The sequence below is a fragment of the Achromobacter animicus genome (assembly GCF_902859585.1).
Lineage (GTDB): Bacteria > Pseudomonadota > Gammaproteobacteria > Burkholderiales > Burkholderiaceae_B > Achromobacter > Achromobacter animicus.
Genome location: NZ_CADIJM010000005.1, coordinates 70,099 through 84,041, shown reverse-complemented (window position 1 = coordinate 84,041; position 13,943 = coordinate 70,099). Strand labels below are relative to the sequence as shown.

General features: G+C 66.6%; 15 protein-coding genes. 9 read left to right on the top strand and 6 right to left on the bottom strand.

Annotated elements, in window-relative coordinates; genetic code table 11:
* Window positions 1-66 precede the first annotated feature (66 nt).
* Window positions 67-2,148 carry a site-specific recombinase gene (locus tag HV681_RS14675; protein WP_175123766.1) on the bottom strand — a complete coding sequence of 694 codons (2,082 nt, stop codon included), beginning with the start codon at window positions 2,146-2,148 and terminating at the stop codon, window positions 67-69.
* A gap of 16 nt (window positions 2,149-2,164) precedes the next feature.
* Window positions 2,165-3,856, bottom strand: a complete 1,692-nt coding sequence (locus HV681_RS14670; RefSeq protein ID WP_175123765.1) for an MFS transporter — start codon at window positions 3,854-3,856, stop codon at window positions 2,165-2,167.
* 256 nt (window positions 3,857-4,112) lie between these two features.
* On the opposite strand from HV681_RS14670, the gene HV681_RS14665 reads away from it, so the two are divergent.
* A complete protein-coding gene (locus tag HV681_RS14665) occupies window positions 4,113-4,544 on the top strand; it encodes a ribosomal maturation YjgA family protein (protein ID WP_175123764.1) in 432 nt (143 codons plus the stop codon).
* A 135-nt stretch (window positions 4,545-4,679) separates the two neighbouring features.
* On the opposite strand, the gene HV681_RS14660 is transcribed toward HV681_RS14665, so the two are convergent.
* The gene (locus HV681_RS14660) at window positions 4,680-4,895 is read right to left on the bottom strand and encodes a hypothetical protein (protein ID WP_105237066.1); all 216 of its coding nucleotides are present in this window, start codon (window positions 4,893-4,895) and stop codon (window positions 4,680-4,682) included.
* Between the two features lie 226 nt (window positions 4,896-5,121).
* Between HV681_RS14660 and HV681_RS14655 the strand changes: the two genes are divergently transcribed.
* The 4 genes from HV681_RS14655 to HV681_RS14640 all read left to right on the top strand — a co-directional run bounded on the left by HV681_RS14655 (window position 5,122) and on the right by HV681_RS14640 (window position 6,909).
* On the top strand, window positions 5,122-5,853 hold the full coding sequence (locus tag HV681_RS14655; protein WP_056319353.1) for an iron-containing redox enzyme family protein: 732 nt from the start codon (window positions 5,122-5,124) through the stop codon (window positions 5,851-5,853).
* Between the two features lie 72 nt (window positions 5,854-5,925).
* Window positions 5,926-6,225 carry a 2Fe-2S iron-sulfur cluster-binding protein gene (locus HV681_RS14650; protein WP_056566926.1) on the top strand — a complete coding sequence of 100 codons (300 nt, stop codon included), beginning with the start codon at window positions 5,926-5,928 and terminating at the stop codon, window positions 6,223-6,225.
* Window positions 6,222-6,557 (top strand): ferredoxin, encoded by a 336-nt coding sequence (locus HV681_RS14645; RefSeq protein ID WP_254594973.1) that lies wholly within the window; start codon window positions 6,222-6,224, stop codon window positions 6,555-6,557. The genes HV681_RS14650 and HV681_RS14645 overlap by 4 nt, the downstream gene beginning before the upstream one ends.
* A 4-nt stretch (window positions 6,558-6,561) precedes the next feature.
* Window positions 6,562-6,909 carry a 2Fe-2S iron-sulfur cluster-binding protein gene (locus tag HV681_RS14640; protein WP_175123763.1) on the top strand — a complete coding sequence of 116 codons (348 nt, stop codon included), beginning with the start codon at window positions 6,562-6,564 and terminating at the stop codon, window positions 6,907-6,909.
* Window positions 6,910-6,976: 67 nt separating this feature from the next.
* Here the strand turns inward: HV681_RS14640 and HV681_RS14635 are convergent, their stop codons facing one another.
* Window positions 6,977-7,699: a GntR family transcriptional regulator gene (locus HV681_RS14635; RefSeq protein ID WP_105237069.1), complete on the bottom strand. Its 723-nt coding sequence runs from the start codon at window positions 7,697-7,699 to the stop codon at window positions 6,977-6,979.
* A 79-nt stretch (window positions 7,700-7,778) separates the two neighbouring features.
* Window positions 7,779-8,522 carry a sulfite exporter TauE/SafE family protein gene (locus tag HV681_RS14630; protein WP_175123762.1) on the bottom strand — a complete coding sequence of 248 codons (744 nt, stop codon included), beginning with the start codon at window positions 8,520-8,522 and terminating at the stop codon, window positions 7,779-7,781.
* A gap of 230 nt (window positions 8,523-8,752) precedes the next feature.
* Here HV681_RS14630 and HV681_RS14625 point away from each other — a divergent pair, with 230 nt between their 5' ends.
* From HV681_RS14625 to HV681_RS14610, 4 genes are all read left to right on the top strand, one after another.
* Entirely contained in the window at window positions 8,753-10,285 is a 1,533-nt protein-coding gene (locus HV681_RS14625; protein ID WP_175123761.1) for a hypothetical protein, read from the top strand.
* Between the two features lie 170 nt (window positions 10,286-10,455).
* Window positions 10,456-11,916, top strand: a complete 1,461-nt coding sequence (locus HV681_RS14620; protein WP_175123760.1) for an aldehyde dehydrogenase family protein — start codon at window positions 10,456-10,458, stop codon at window positions 11,914-11,916.
* A gap of 29 nt (window positions 11,917-11,945) precedes the next feature.
* A complete protein-coding gene (locus tag HV681_RS14615; RefSeq protein WP_056319338.1) occupies window positions 11,946-12,425 on the top strand; it encodes a GlcG/HbpS family heme-binding protein in 480 nt (159 codons plus the stop codon).
* An 11-nt stretch (window positions 12,426-12,436) separates the two neighbouring features.
* Complete coding sequence (locus tag HV681_RS14610; RefSeq protein WP_175123759.1) at window positions 12,437-13,444, top strand: 2Fe-2S iron-sulfur cluster-binding protein; 1,008 nt, start codon at window positions 12,437-12,439, stop codon at window positions 13,442-13,444.
* A 34-nt stretch (window positions 13,445-13,478) separates the two neighbouring features.
* Here HV681_RS14610 and HV681_RS14605 read toward each other — a convergent pair whose 3' ends face one another.
* Window positions 13,479-13,916: a universal stress protein gene (locus HV681_RS14605; RefSeq protein WP_175123758.1), complete on the bottom strand. Its 438-nt coding sequence runs from the start codon at window positions 13,914-13,916 to the stop codon at window positions 13,479-13,481.
* Window positions 13,917-13,943: the final 27 nt, after the last annotated feature.

Genomic DNA, 13,943 nt, shown 5'->3' with positions numbered 1-13,943 from the left:
CACGCGGCGCCGCAGCCGCGTCCGTTCAGGCGCACCATGTCAGTCAGGCCTGCCCTGCGCAGCGCGTCAGGATTGCACGGGCGTGGCGCGCGGCTTGACTGGCCAGAACAGCGCCGCAGGCCGCCGCAGGATGCGGCGGCGCACCCCGGCAGTCAGCGACACGCGATCGTCGCGGCGCATGTCGCGCGACGCCAGCGCTACGTTGAAGGCCAGCGCAAAACTGACGATGACGTTCAGCGCGCCCGTCGCCACCGTGCCCGCCACGGCCAGCCAGAACACCTGCGTATGCACGAGCTCCCAGCCCAGCGTCGCAATCGCGGCCGCGATCTGGCCGGCGCTGAGCGACACGTGGCGGACCTCCAGCGTCGATCCCAGCGCGCTGACGAGGGCCGGCAGCAGGCCCAGCATCAGTCCCAGCGAAACGTTGGCGGCGATCTGCGAAACATTGCGCCGCCAGAAGCCCGCCCATCGAACGGCGCCGCGCGCCCCGAGCAGGTAGCGGGTGCGCCGGCCGTACGCCATCACGTCGTGCACGCGATGCAGCGCGAACCAGTTGTCGGCCCAACCTGCGATCAGGCTGGACACCCAGATCAATGCGCCGGTCACCGCGGCGTACAGCGGCGTCGGCCCCCAGAACGACAACGATTGCAGCGTGTCTTGCGCCTTGTCGGCATCGATCAAAGGCTGTTCCAGAAACCGCATGGCCAACCACTGAATCGCCCAGGCCAGCGGAAACACCACGGCCAGGTTGCCCGCGATCGCAGCGGCGTTCGAACGCAGCATCGCCAGCGTGTCGTCGACGAAGGCCTCGCGCCCGTCGGGCGAGTAGGCCGCGTCCAGCCGGCGGGCAAGCGCAGGCCCGGTCATGGCCGGCTGCTTGGTGGCCAGCGTGAAATGCGCGAACTGGATCACGAGAAAACTGCCGGCGTAGTTCAGTGCGTTCAGCAGGCCTTCCATCCATTTGTCCAGGTGGGCCGACGTGATGATGAACTTGACGTACACCGTGAACGCCACGACGAAGCCGCCGCCCATGGACGCCTTCAGCATGTCCATGTATTCCAGCGTGTCGCGGGCGATGTAGTGTTCGCCGGTCTCCGCGCTGCGGTCCATCACGCGGCGCGCCAACTGCAAGAGCGACGACGCCGCCAGATGCCGGATGCTGCTGCGGGCCAATGTGCACCGGATCAGCTCGGCCATCAGGTGCGCGTACCGGTGGCGTTGCGTGGGGTCGATCCACACGCCCAGCAGCAGTTCGATGCGCGCCAGGCGCAGCTTCATGCACTCGATCTGGTAGACCACGTCGACCGCGACGCCATTGCGCTTGAGTTCTTCATAGACGGCGTCGCCGGCCGCGCGGCAGTCGTCCAGCAAGGCGCGCAGCACGTTCAGGCGCTGGCCCACCACCTCGCGCGGCGTGTCCGGTGTGCTGTCGAAGAGTTCTGCCGCGGTGCCCTCCAGCGTGAAGAACGGCGATTCTTCGACGCGGCCCGGCACACGGGAGCGGATATCCTGGCTGAGTCCGACGGCGCCCACCTGGCTGACGAGCACCTGCATGCTGCTGGTCAGTGCCTGGTCCAGCCGCCGGGCAAGCGCCTCGGGCGTGGGGGCCGATAACGCATCGGGTTCTTTTGCCGGGTCGTCCTCTTTCAGACGCAGCAGCGCGCGCACGCGCGCCAGCGTCTCGTCGTCCAGCGATTCGATCCATTGCGCGTCGCCGGCGCGGCGAAACAGCAGCGTGAAGAGGCCCGACATATCGCCCTGATTGACGGTCGGCGGCAGCATCCAGGCGACGACGCGGCGCCACAATTCACCCCAGAAGCCGGGGCGTGACGCCACGCCGGTGTCGCACAGGAGCGCGGTGGGGTCGTTGTCCACCAGCACCGAGCGCAGCGTGGCCGCCGTGCGCGCCGCAACAGCGGGATTGCGTTCCAGCACCTGCAACAGGTAGCGCAGGCGGGCGTGACGCGGGTCGCGCCCGTCTTCCCGTGCCGGTTCGCCGTCCGGACGGTTCAGCCAGCGGCCAAGGTCGACCAGCCACAGATTCCGTTCGGCCAGCGGGGCTTGGGGGTCGGCGTTGGACAGGATGACGTCAAGCTGCGACCCGCCACGCCGCCAGGTCCGCCAATTGCGCCACAGAGAGGTAAGCATGGTCGGGCCTCGCGCGTCATTGGGAATCGGGGGCGCGGCGCAGCGAGAAACCCTGCGCCTCGTTCATGGCCAGGTAGCTGACGTTGCGCGACACCACCGGCGGCTTGTCGTCCGCATGCAAGGCGCGCACCTCGTCCAGCACCATCTTGTCGGCCAGCGTCATGCGGTCGATCATCCGCAGGTACTGCATCCAGCTTTCCACCAGAAAGACCTCGCGCCAGACGCCCTCGCGCTCCAGGTCGCGGAACAGCTGCCACTGCTGCGCGCCATTGCGCAGCCGCAAGAGGCGCAGCGGCCGGGCGGCATGGATCAGCGCGGCCAGCTTGTCCGGGTTGATCAGGTATTCCACGGCGACCAGCACCGCGCCGCGCTGCGTGTTGAAGCCGGCGGCGGCCATGGCCGGTTCGGTGTCGTCGGCGCGCGTCAGCGACCGCGCGTCCACCTGTTCCGGCAGACGCGAGCGGTACAGCAGCGCCACGGTCACGCCCAGCACGATGCCGGCGGCCGACATCGCGCCGGACACGCCCATCGTGCCCGCGAAGTGACCCCACATGAACGAGCCCGCCGCCAGGCCGCCGAAGATCGCGGTCTGATACAGCGCCAGCGCGCGCGCCTTCACCCAGTCCGGCACCAGAAGCTGCACGGTCGTGTTGTAGGTGGCCAGCACGCCGATCCAGCAGCCGCCCGACAGGAGCAGCGCCGGAAACGCGACCCACAGCGTATCGGTGAGGCCCAGCGCCAGCAGACAGGCGGCCAGCAGCGCTGCGGCCACGCTGATCAGGCCGCCGGATCCCCACGCCGCGCGCGCCCGGCGCACCACCACGCTGCCCAGGATGGCGCCCACGCCCAGCGCGCCAAGCATGTAGCCGTACAGCAGCGCGCTGCCGCTTTCGTGCTCGTGCGCCAAGAGCGGCAACAGCGCCCACAGCGCGCTGGCGGACAGGCCGAAGGCGAACGAGCGCAGCATCACCACGCGCGTCACCGTCGAATGCTGCGTGTAGCGCAGCGCGGCGACCACGCCTTCAAAGAGGCCTTCGGGCGGGAGCCTGCGCACGGGCAGGTCGCGCTTCCAGCGCCAGATCGCCCAGATCAGCCCGGCGTAGCAGAAACAGTTCAGCAGAAAGACCCAGGACGTGCCCAACGCGCCCAGCAGCAGGCCGCCGATGGCCGGCCCCACCGCCCGCGCGACGTTGAAGTTGACGCTGTTCAGCAGCACGGCGCTGCCGACGTGCTCGCGCGGCACCTGTTCGCCCACGGCGGCCTGCCATGCGGGCGTGACGATCGCGCTGCCGATGGCGATGCAGAACACGGATGCAATCAGCGTGATGGGGTGCAGCAGCCCCGCGAAGGCCAGGATGGTGATGAAGACCCCGCCCGCCAGCTCCAGCAGCATGCCCGCAAGCATGACGCGGCGCCGGTCGTGGTTGTCGGCCAGCACCCCGGTCAGGATCGACAGGGCGACCAGCGGAAACGCCGCCGCCACCTGGATCATCGCGACCATCAGCGGGCTGCTCTGCTCCGTGGTGATGACCCACGCGGCGGCCACCGATTGCGCCCAGGTGCCCAGGTTGGCAAACAGGTTGGCGATCCAGATGATGCGAAAGGCGGGAAAGGCGAGGGGGGAAAGCGTGCTGACCTGGAGGACAGGCGCGGGCGCGGCCGGTGGGGCCGCCGGCAGATCGGTCGAAGCCGAAACGGGCTGCAGCATGGGAACGTGGCCGGACGCGAGGATCGCGCCCGTTCTGGGCTGGGTCGGGGTCGCTCCATGGTACGCCCAAGGCAGGCGGTCGAGGAGGGCGGCCCGCGCTTTTCCGGTAACCTGCGCGCTGCCCTTGTTACCGGCCGGGGCGCGGGCTTAGCAGCGCTGCGTGTGCGGATTCTTGCGCGAATTCAGGCAGCGATGCGCAGCCGCCGCGAACGCAGGCGCGCGCCTCCCTGTTTCACTATTTACGTTTGCTGATTCAATGACTTTGACTTTCAACGGGCGCGCGTTCGCCGCCCTGCTTGCCGTGACCGCCGTACTGGCGCTGATCGCCACCGTGGGCGCGCCCTATCCCTTCCTGCGTGGATTCGTGGGGGACGTGGTGGCGGTGGGCTGGGCCTATCTGCTGTACCGCAGCTTTGTTCGAGCGGGCGTGCTGCCGCTGGCGCTGGCGGCGCTGTTCACGGGGTATGCGGTCGAACTGGGCCAATACCTGGCGCGACACTTTGGCTGGCGCATCGAGCAGCCGGTGCTGCGCGTGGTGTTCGGCAGCGTGCCGGATTGGTGGGACGTGCTGGCCTATACCGTAGGCTTTGCGATTGTGCTGGTGCTTGCCGGCGGCAATGCCCGGCGTCAGCGGAACGCGGCGCAGCAAAACGCCCGGATGCAGGTCAGCCTGCGCGCACGGCGCTGACGGGGCTAACAGCGCTAGCGGGGCTAACAGCGCTAACGGCGCTTCGCTCGTCCGGGAAGACGTCCCGTGCGTTCTAGCCGGGGTGTTTCAATCCCGGCCATTTCAAGCCGGGACATTCAGTCCCGGGCTTTTCCTTCAGCCAGCTTGGCAGACCGTGTCGTCGCGTTGCGTGCGTGCGGCGGGTGCGGCTGCGCGGAGCGGTTGCAGACGCGCGTTGCGGAACGGGGCCAGCAATTCGGCCCAGGATGACGGGAACAGCGGCGTGGCGTGGCGCACGGCGTCGCGGCGAGCGTAGTGGGTGAGCAGTTGTTGACCGATCGGGGCGTCGCCCAGCGGGTGGCGGGTGTTCATGGTATTTCCGTATTGCGTTGAAATTGTATTCATTGTACGCCTTCGGCACGCTCCGGTCCAATTCGCCTCATGGATGGTAAGTGCTTGATCTGGTTGAAACTGTCCCCCTTTAAGCGAGGAACTCCGGGATTGCCCTAGCGGTTCAAAACAGTAGACGGTATACAATGTTCATCATGCCCGGGCTGACACAGGCCTGGAATTACTCCCACTGGACCTGGAGCGAGTCATGGCAGAACTGATGAACCGAGATGAATTCCGCACGGCGCTGGAAAACGCGATCAAGGGCAAGAGCGCCAACGCGTCGCCCTTTTCGATCGCCTGGGCCGAAGGCAAGCTGAGCCGCGAGCATCTGTCGCGCTGGGCCGAGAACCACTATCACTATGTCGGCCCCTTTGCCGACTACCTGGGCTACCTGTACGCCCGCACGCCGGACACCTATACCGAGGCCAAGGATTTCCTGCTGGCCAACATGTACGAAGAGGAAATCGGCGGAGACCGCCACACCGACCTGCTGATCCGCTTTGCCGAAGCCTGCGGCACCACCCGCGAACGGGTCACCAATCCGGACAACATGTCGCCCACGACGCGCGCGCTGCAAAGCTGGTGTTATGCCGTGGCCATGCGCGAGGATCCGATCGTCGCGGTGGCCGGCCTGGTGGTGGGCCTGGAATCGCAGGTGCCCTCCATCTACCGCAAGCAGACGCCGACCCTGCGCGAGAAGTACGGCTTCACCGACGAGGAAGTGGAGTTCTTCGACCTGCACATCGTGTCCGACGAGATCCATGGCGAACGCGGCTATCAGATCGTGCTGGAGCACGCCAACACGGTGGACCTGCAGCAGCGCTGCCTGAAGATCTGCGAGATCGGCGCGCAGATGCGGCTGCTGTACACCACGGCGCTCTACACCGACTACGTGCAGGACGAGATCAAGCTGCCCGAACTGGGCCTTGCCGCCTGATCGCCCGAACCCGCCCGGCCCGCCCAGCCCGGCCGGGCGGTGGCCGCACCGCAAAACCTGGACGAAGACCTCATGCCTACCGTTGTGTTTCATAAAGGCGGCCAGACCTACACCGACGTGGTGAAGGACAACACCAACCTGGTGGTGCGGGCCGGCATCAAGCAGTTTCCGTTTCCGCATCTGCGCTATGAATGCGGCATGGGCAAGTGCGCCAAGTGCGCGTGCCGCATCATCGCCGGGGCTGAGCATCTGCCGCCGGTGAACTGGAAGGAAAAGAAGCAGCTGGGCGACCGTGTCGACCAGGGCTACCGGCTGGCATGCCAGCTTTGGCTGAGCAGCGACATCGAGCTGTCGCAGGACGTGGAGGCATGATGGCGGCGCAATCCACCTATGTGATCCTGACCTCCAAGCCCGGCGTCTTCCGCACCGAGGCGGGCGACGGCGCCGACATCATCGAGACCTACGACTACGTGTTCTACGGGCGCGCGCTGGCGGTGTTCAGCATTGCCCGCCTGGACCGTGAGATCAAGCTGGTGGTCACCGAGGAAACGCCGCCCTACGTGGTCAACCACGTGCCGTCCAAGTTTCTGGAGAAGTTCTCGTCGGTGGACGCGGCCCGCAAGGAGCTGGCGCACCTGACGCGTTTTGGCAGCATGGCGTCGACGCTGACGCTGCGGTCCGGCGTGCGCGCCGCGGAGCACTGAATATATGGTCCAGATCACGTTCCTATCCAACGGCGGCATGGTCGCCACCGCGCCGGAAAACAGCAACCTGTTGCGCGTGTCGCTCAAGGAAAAGGGCGGCATCCCGTTCAAGTGCGGGGGCGGCCTGTGCGGCACCTGCAAATGCCGGATCGAAGAGGGGCTGGAAAACACCGACGCCATCAAGCCAAAGGAGCGCAAGCACCTGCGGCCGGAAGACTTCGAGGCCGGCTACCGCATGGCCTGCCAGACGTTCGTGAATGGCGACGTGAAGGTGTCGTGGGTGGTGCAGAACGGCAAGGGGATCGTGGTCGGCGCGGCGCCGGGCGCGGTGGAAACGGCCACGACGGGATGAGCGGATGGCGGGGGCGCCCCGGCGCCGGCGCGGCGGCGGTGACAGCCGCTCGTCAGGGGTCAGGCGCTCAGGCCACCGACGCCTGCTGTGGCGGCTGCTGCGCCTCGGTGTAGGCCTTGGCCGCGTTGTGCACGTGCTGGCTGGCCAGCAGCGCCGCCAGATCGCCGTTGCCCGCGATGACGGCATTCAGGATCTGCGAATGCTCGTCCCAGTTCTGCTTGGCGCGGCGCATGTTGCTGGGCGCGAACAGCAGGGCGGTGCGGTCGCGCAGCGAGCGCATCAGGTCGGTCAGCACCACGTTGCCGCCGATCGTGGCCAGCATTTCATGGAACTGCGAATTGAGCGCCAGGAACTTGTCCAGTTTCTCGTCGCGCGCGGCTTCCGTGCCTTCGCGCAGAAACGCCTGCAGGCGCTCCACTGTCTTTTCGTCGCGGCGCTGCGCGGCCAGCTTGGCGTTCAGACCTTCCAGCGTGGCGCGCACTTCCACCATGTCGTAGGCCACGGCATCGGATAGCACCGACACCGACGCGCCGCGCCGCGGCTCGATCGTGACCAGGCCTTCGGCGGCCAGCGCCCGCAACGCCTCGCGCACCGGAATACGGGATACACCCATTTCTTCGGACAGGCGGCCTTCCACCAGGCGGTCGCCGGGCGTGAACTCGCCGCTCAGGATGCGTTCGCGCAGCTTGTCGCGGATGACGGCAAACAACTGCGGGTGCTGCTCGCCGATCTTCAGCGGGGAGGAATGCTGCGTCTCGACGGCTTGCGGACTGACGGGGGAGGTTGTCATGGCGAGCAGGTTTGGCGTAATGGATATAGTCGGCATTGTATTACCGGGTGTAGCCGTCCGTCGCTGGCGGTTTGCCGCATCAGTGCACCCAGAATGACTTCACCAGCACGCCCACCGCGCCCATGGCGCAGGCGACGAGCAGCACACCGCGCACCGCGCGGGGAGGCAGCAGGGTGCGCAGCCGGCTGGAGACGGCGAATCCGGCCAGCAGAAACGGCGCCAGGCTGAGCGCCAGCCCGGCGTGATAACCCGTGTAGCGCTTGGCCAGCGCCAGCATGGCGAGCGAAAAAATGGATCCCAGAAAGAGCACCATGCCCAGCGTGGCACGCAGCCGCGGCGGCGCGGCGTGCTGCAGCACGATGGCGATGGGCGGGGCGCCCACCGACGTCATCGTGCCCATGATCCCCGAGGCCACGCCCGCCCCGGACACCCGGCCCGGCGTCGCGGAGAACTTCAGTCCCGCCACGCTGAGCGCGACGGCGGCCAGGATCATGCAGGCAAAAAGCACGCCCAGCGCCTGGGGCGCAAAGCGCGCCATGGCGTAGATCGCGATCAGGGTGCCGACGGCGCGCCCGGCTAGGGCGTAGGAGACGGCGGGCCAATCGATGGCGGCCCGCTCGCGCAGGGCGGTCAAGAGCGAAATGAAGCCGCCCAGGGTCAGAAGCGGGCCAGGCGCCAATTGCGGGAAGAACATGGCGGCGACGGGTGCGGCGAACATCGCAAACCCCACGCCGCCCACGCCTTGGGCGACGGCCGCGCCAAACACGACGGCTGCCATGGCGGCGTAATGCCACAGATCGGTGGTTATCAGGGAGGACAACATGCCTGAGGGCTTTGTAATTTATGTATACGATAGTCTATCGATGAATTCGGACGCTGATCGCAAAATTCCAAAAACTCCGGGTAATCCCTTGATTTTCAGCTGAAAATCAGGCTGAAACCCGCACTATCGGTTTCCCTAGGCGGCGCATATTTCGGTTGGTATGACTACTAACGAAATATAGTATACCGAGTGTGGCGACCCAACAGCCACGCATACAAGGGGAATAGCGCATGCAATCCGACGTCGTGCTCACTGCCGCTCATTGGATTTACCTGATCAGTGTGGCCGCCATCATCCTGACGATGATCCTGCGCGCCAATGTCGTGGTGCCTTCCGTCATCGGTACATTCCTGGTCGTGCTGGCGATCACGGGCAATCCGATCAGCGGGCTGATCGGCATCTTTTCCGCCAGCTTCGTCGCCGCCAAAGAGCTCTTCAACATCTTTCTCGTCATCACCTTCATGACGGCGCTTCTCAATTCCTTGAAGACGCTGCAGGCGGACGTGCGCATGGTCCAGCCATTTCGGCGGGTCATGCGGGGCGGGCATTCGTCGTTCGTGATCATCGCCCTCTGTACCTATGTAATCTCGCTGTTCTTCTGGCCCACGCCCGCCGTGCCGCTGGTGTCCGCCATCCTGCTGCCGGCGGCCATCGCGGCCGGGCTGCCGCCGCTGGCCGGCGCCATGGCCATCGCGATCGCGGGGCAGGGGATGGCCTTGTCGTCGGATTACGTGATCGGCGTGGCGCCGAGCATCAGCGCCAAGGCGGCGGGGGCGGCCGTCAGCGCCGCCGTCGTGGCCGACCGCGCGCTCGTGCTGTCCTTGATCACCGGCGGGATCGCGCTGGTGGCGGCCTACCTGCTGGTGCGCCGTCACATCGTGCCGGCCGATCCTGCACTGCTGACGGCCTGGCAGGCCCGCGCGCAGGACGGCAGCCTGGCGCGCATGGAACAGGCCGGCTCGTTCGACAAGGCGGAACTTGCCCGCGGCACGATGGGCGCCGATCCCGCACTGCCCGCCGGTCCCGCGCTGAGCGAGGAAGAGCAGCGCCGTGTCCGCTGGTCGAAGGTATTCGCGGTGGTGACGCCGCTGGCATTCCTGGCGGTGATCGCCGTGATGGTGCTGCCCCGGCTGTTTCCGTCGCTGCCCGCCCTGCGCGGCGGCGATGCGGCGGCGCTGGTCGGCGGCGTCGCCTTCGTGGTGATGATGCTGGTGACGCTGGCCGCCGAAGGCCCTCGCAAGATGCTGGACGTCTGTCCGGAACACGTGACCGACGGCTTCGTGTTCGCCTTCAAGGCGATGGGTTCCGTGCTGCCCATCGCGGGCTTCTTCTTCGTGGGCGCCAATGAGACGGCCGCGCAGATCCTGGGCGTGCCGGCGGCGCAGGCGCCCGGCCTGCTCTTCGAGGTGATCTCCGCCGCGCAGCACCTCATCCCGGAAAACCACTTCCTCGTCGCCTTCGGTGTGCTGCTGGTCGGCATGATCACCGGCATCGACGGCTCGGGCTTCGCAGGCCTGCCGCTCACGGGCACGTTATCCGGCGCGCTGGGTCCGGTCGTCGGCGTAGACCCCGCGACGCTGGCGGCGGTCGGCCAGATGGGCGCCGTCTGGACGGGCGGCGGCACGCTGATCGCCTGGTCCTCGCTGATCGCGGTGGCGGGGTTTGCGCGGGTGAATGTGCTGTCGCTGGTGCGCGCGCTGTTGCTGCCCGTGGTGCTGGCGCTCTTCGTCTCGACGATCTGCGCTGTGCTGATCTGGAGTTGAACGGCGCGACGTGACGCTAAAAGGCTCCCGCGCGGGAGCCTTTTTGCTGACGCTTCAGGTGGGGTTTCCACGGATCGTCGCTTAAAGATTAAAGTATACAATGTTCTGACAGTAGCCCAGGCGCCTTGCGCCTGCCGCGCCCGCCCAGACTCAATCAAGGAAGCGCTCCCGTGGACGATCTCTCGCAGCAGACCTTTTTGAACTACATCGGCGGCAAGTGGACGCCCAGCGGCTCGGGTAAAACTGCGCCGAACCGCAACCCGGCCGACACGGACGACGTCGTCGGGCAATTCCAGGTCTCCAACGCCGAAGACGCCCGGCAGGCGGTCCTGGCGGCCGAGGCGGCGTTTGCCGCGTGGCGCGACACGCCGATCTCCAAGCGCGCGGCCATCCTGTTCAAGGCGGCCCAGCATCTGGAAGACAACGCCGCGTCGATCGCGCGCGAACTGACCCGTGAAGAAGGCAAGGGCCTGAACCTGGCCAAGGACGAGATCTTGCGTTCGGCGCAGACGATCCGTTTCTACGCGGTCGAAGGCCAGTCATTCACCGGCGAGACCTATCCCAACGACGATCCGGACATGATCGTCTACGGCCAGCGCGAACCGCTGGGCGTGGTGACGGTGATCTCGCCCTGGAATTTCCCCATCTCGATTCCGGCTCGCAAGATTGCACCGGCCCTCATCACGGGCAACACGGTGGTGTTCAAGCCCTCGTCCGACGCGCCGATGTCGGGCTATCGCCTGACCGAGGCCTTCGTGCAGGCCGGATTGCCGGCCGGCGTGCTGAACTTCCTGACGGGCCCGGCAGGAGCGGTGGGCGAAGCCATCACGGGGGCGAGCCAGGTGCGCGCCATTTCGTTCACCGGCTCCACCGCCGCCGGCGAGCAGATCCATCGCACGGCCGGCCTGACCACCCGGACGCAGATGGAACTGGGCGGCAAGAATCCCTTGATCGTGCTGGCCGACGCCGACCTGGACCGCGCAGTGGACCTGGCGGTCAAAGGCGGTTTCTCGCTGAGCGGCCAGGCGTGCACCGGCACCAGCCGCGTGCTGGTCGACCGCAAGGTCAGCGGCGCCTATACGGACAAGCTGCTCGCCAGGATCAAGACGCTGACCATCGGCAACGGCCTGGACGGCAATTTCGACCTGGGCCCGCTGGCCACCGCCCGCCAGCTCGACAACGTGCTGGGCTACATCGAACTGGGCAAGCAGGAGGCCACGCACCTGTACGGCGGCGATCGCCTGACGGGTCCGGGTTTCGACCGCGGCTATTACGTCACGCCCGCGCTCTTTGCCAGTGTGACGCAGCAGATGCGCATTGCCCGCGAAGAAATCTTCGGTCCGGTGATCGCGCTGATCGAGGTCGACGGCTATGAAGACGCCATCGCGCAGGCCAACGACACGGAATACGGCCTGTCGGCCGCCATTGCCACCACCGACGCGCGCTACGCGCACCGCTTCGCCCGCGATATCCAGGCAGGCACCGTGAAGATCAACCGCACCACTACCGGCAACCTGATCAACGCGCCCTTCGGCGGGCTGAAGCATTCCAGCACCTCCACATTCCGCGAATCGGGCCGCGTGGGCCTGGAGTTCTACACGCAGATCAAAACCGTCTACCGCGCCGGCTGACGGCTCATCCATCCAAAGAGGCTTTGCACATGAAACAGATCTATCGCCTGGAACTTGAAGAAGCGCGCGTCATGGTGCGCGCCGCCATCGCCAAGTCGCAGGAAATCGGCGTGCTGGAGTCGATCTGCATCGTGGACGACGGCGGCTATCCGATTGCGCTCGAGCGCATGGACGGCGCCCGCATCACGGGCCCGCAGATCGCCTGGAACAAGGCGTTCACCGCTGCCGGGCACAAGCGCTCGACGCACCTATTCAATACGCCGCCCAACGGCCCCGCGCTGCCCGGCAACGAAGCCTTCGGCATCCAGTGGAGCTTCGACGGCAAGTTCGCGGTGTTCGTCGGCGGCTTTCCCATCGTCGTGAATGGCGAGGTGATCGGCGGCGTGGGCCTGAGCGGCGGCAACGGCGAGCAGGACACCAAAGCAGGTCTTGCGGCACTGGCTGCGCTGGGCGAACTGCTGGAGCCGCGCGGCATGAAGGTGCTGGTCGAAGCGGACATCAAGAAATAGGCGAGGGCGCCATGGCATACCGCGTGCACATCCTGGAAACCGCAGAAGCCTTTGTCGTCGATGAAGGCGAATCCGTGCTGGAAGCCGCGGAGCGTTCGGCGGTGAAGCTGCCGCACGAATGCACGTTCGGCGGCTGCGGCACCTGCCGCATCAAACTCGAATCGGGCACTGTCCGGTATGACGAATTCCCCATGGCGCTGACCCCGGAAGAGGCCGAGCAGGGCTACGCGCTGGCGTGCCAGGCCCGTCCGACGGCCGACCTGTGCATCAGCGTGGCGAGCAGCCGACAGACCTTCCCGGAACCTCGCCGCATGCCCGCCACGATCCATCGTATCGCCGCGTTCTGTGACGACGTCATCCACCTGACCCTGGCGCTGCCCGGTGAGGGCCTGGATTACGTGCCGGGACAGTACATGAACGTGGTGCTCCCCGACGGCGAGACGCGCAGCTTCTCCATGGCGTCGGCGCGGGCGGGCAACCTGATCGACTTCCACGTGCGCCGCATTCCCGGCGGCCGCTACACCGACCAGTGGCTGGGGCAGGCCAGCGCCGGCACGCCGGTGGAGATCGAGGCGCCGCTTGGCGTCTTCAGCTATCACGAGGAAGATTGGCGCCCGCTCATCATGATGGCCACCGGCACCGGCATTGCGCCCATCAAGGCGATTCTTGAGTCGCTGCTGGACAACGAGGAATGCCCGCCCGTGACGCTGTATTGGGGCATGCGCACCGAGGCGGACCTGTACCTGCGCGACGAGATCGAAAGCTGGGCCGGACGGCTCTACGAATTCAATTTCGTGCCCGTGCTGTCGCGCGCGGGGGCGGACTGGCAGGGGCGCCGGGGCTACGTGCAGCAGGCGGTGCTGGAAGATCACGCGGACCTGTCGGAACATGCGTTCTATCTGTGCGGCGCGCCGGAGATGATTCGCCAGGCCAAAAGCCTGTTGGCCGAACGCGGCGCCAGTCTGGATCACCTGTACGCGGACAGCTTTACGTTCCAGCACGCGCTGGCGGCCGCTTGACCGCGGCCGCCCGGCCCGGCACCTTGAAGCAAGGCTAGCGATACACCAGCACCGGCAGCCGCGTGCGCGCCAGCACGCGCTGCGTCTCGCTGCCCAGCAAAAAGCCCGTCATGCCGTGCCGTCCGTGCGAGCCCATCACGATCAGGTCGCACCCGGACTTTTGCGCCGTCTCCACGATGGCCTCGTGCGGATGGTCGTTCACCGTGACGATGGCTTCGCAGGGCACCAGCGCGTGCCGCGCCTCGGCTTCAAGCCCGTCCAGATACGCCTGCGCGTTCTTGCGCGCCTGATCGGTGTGATGCCCTTCGGTGGTGCCCAGCATTTCGGCCTGGTAAACCAACAGGTGGTCTTCCGGGATGGCGCGCAGCAGGGTGATGGTGGCGCCCATTTCCTTGGCGAAAACGAGGGCGCGCTTGAATGCCGATTCGGACAGCAGGGATCCGTCCACGGCGATGAGCAAGTGCCTGTACATGTTGCCTCTCCTTTAGGTAAAGGAATG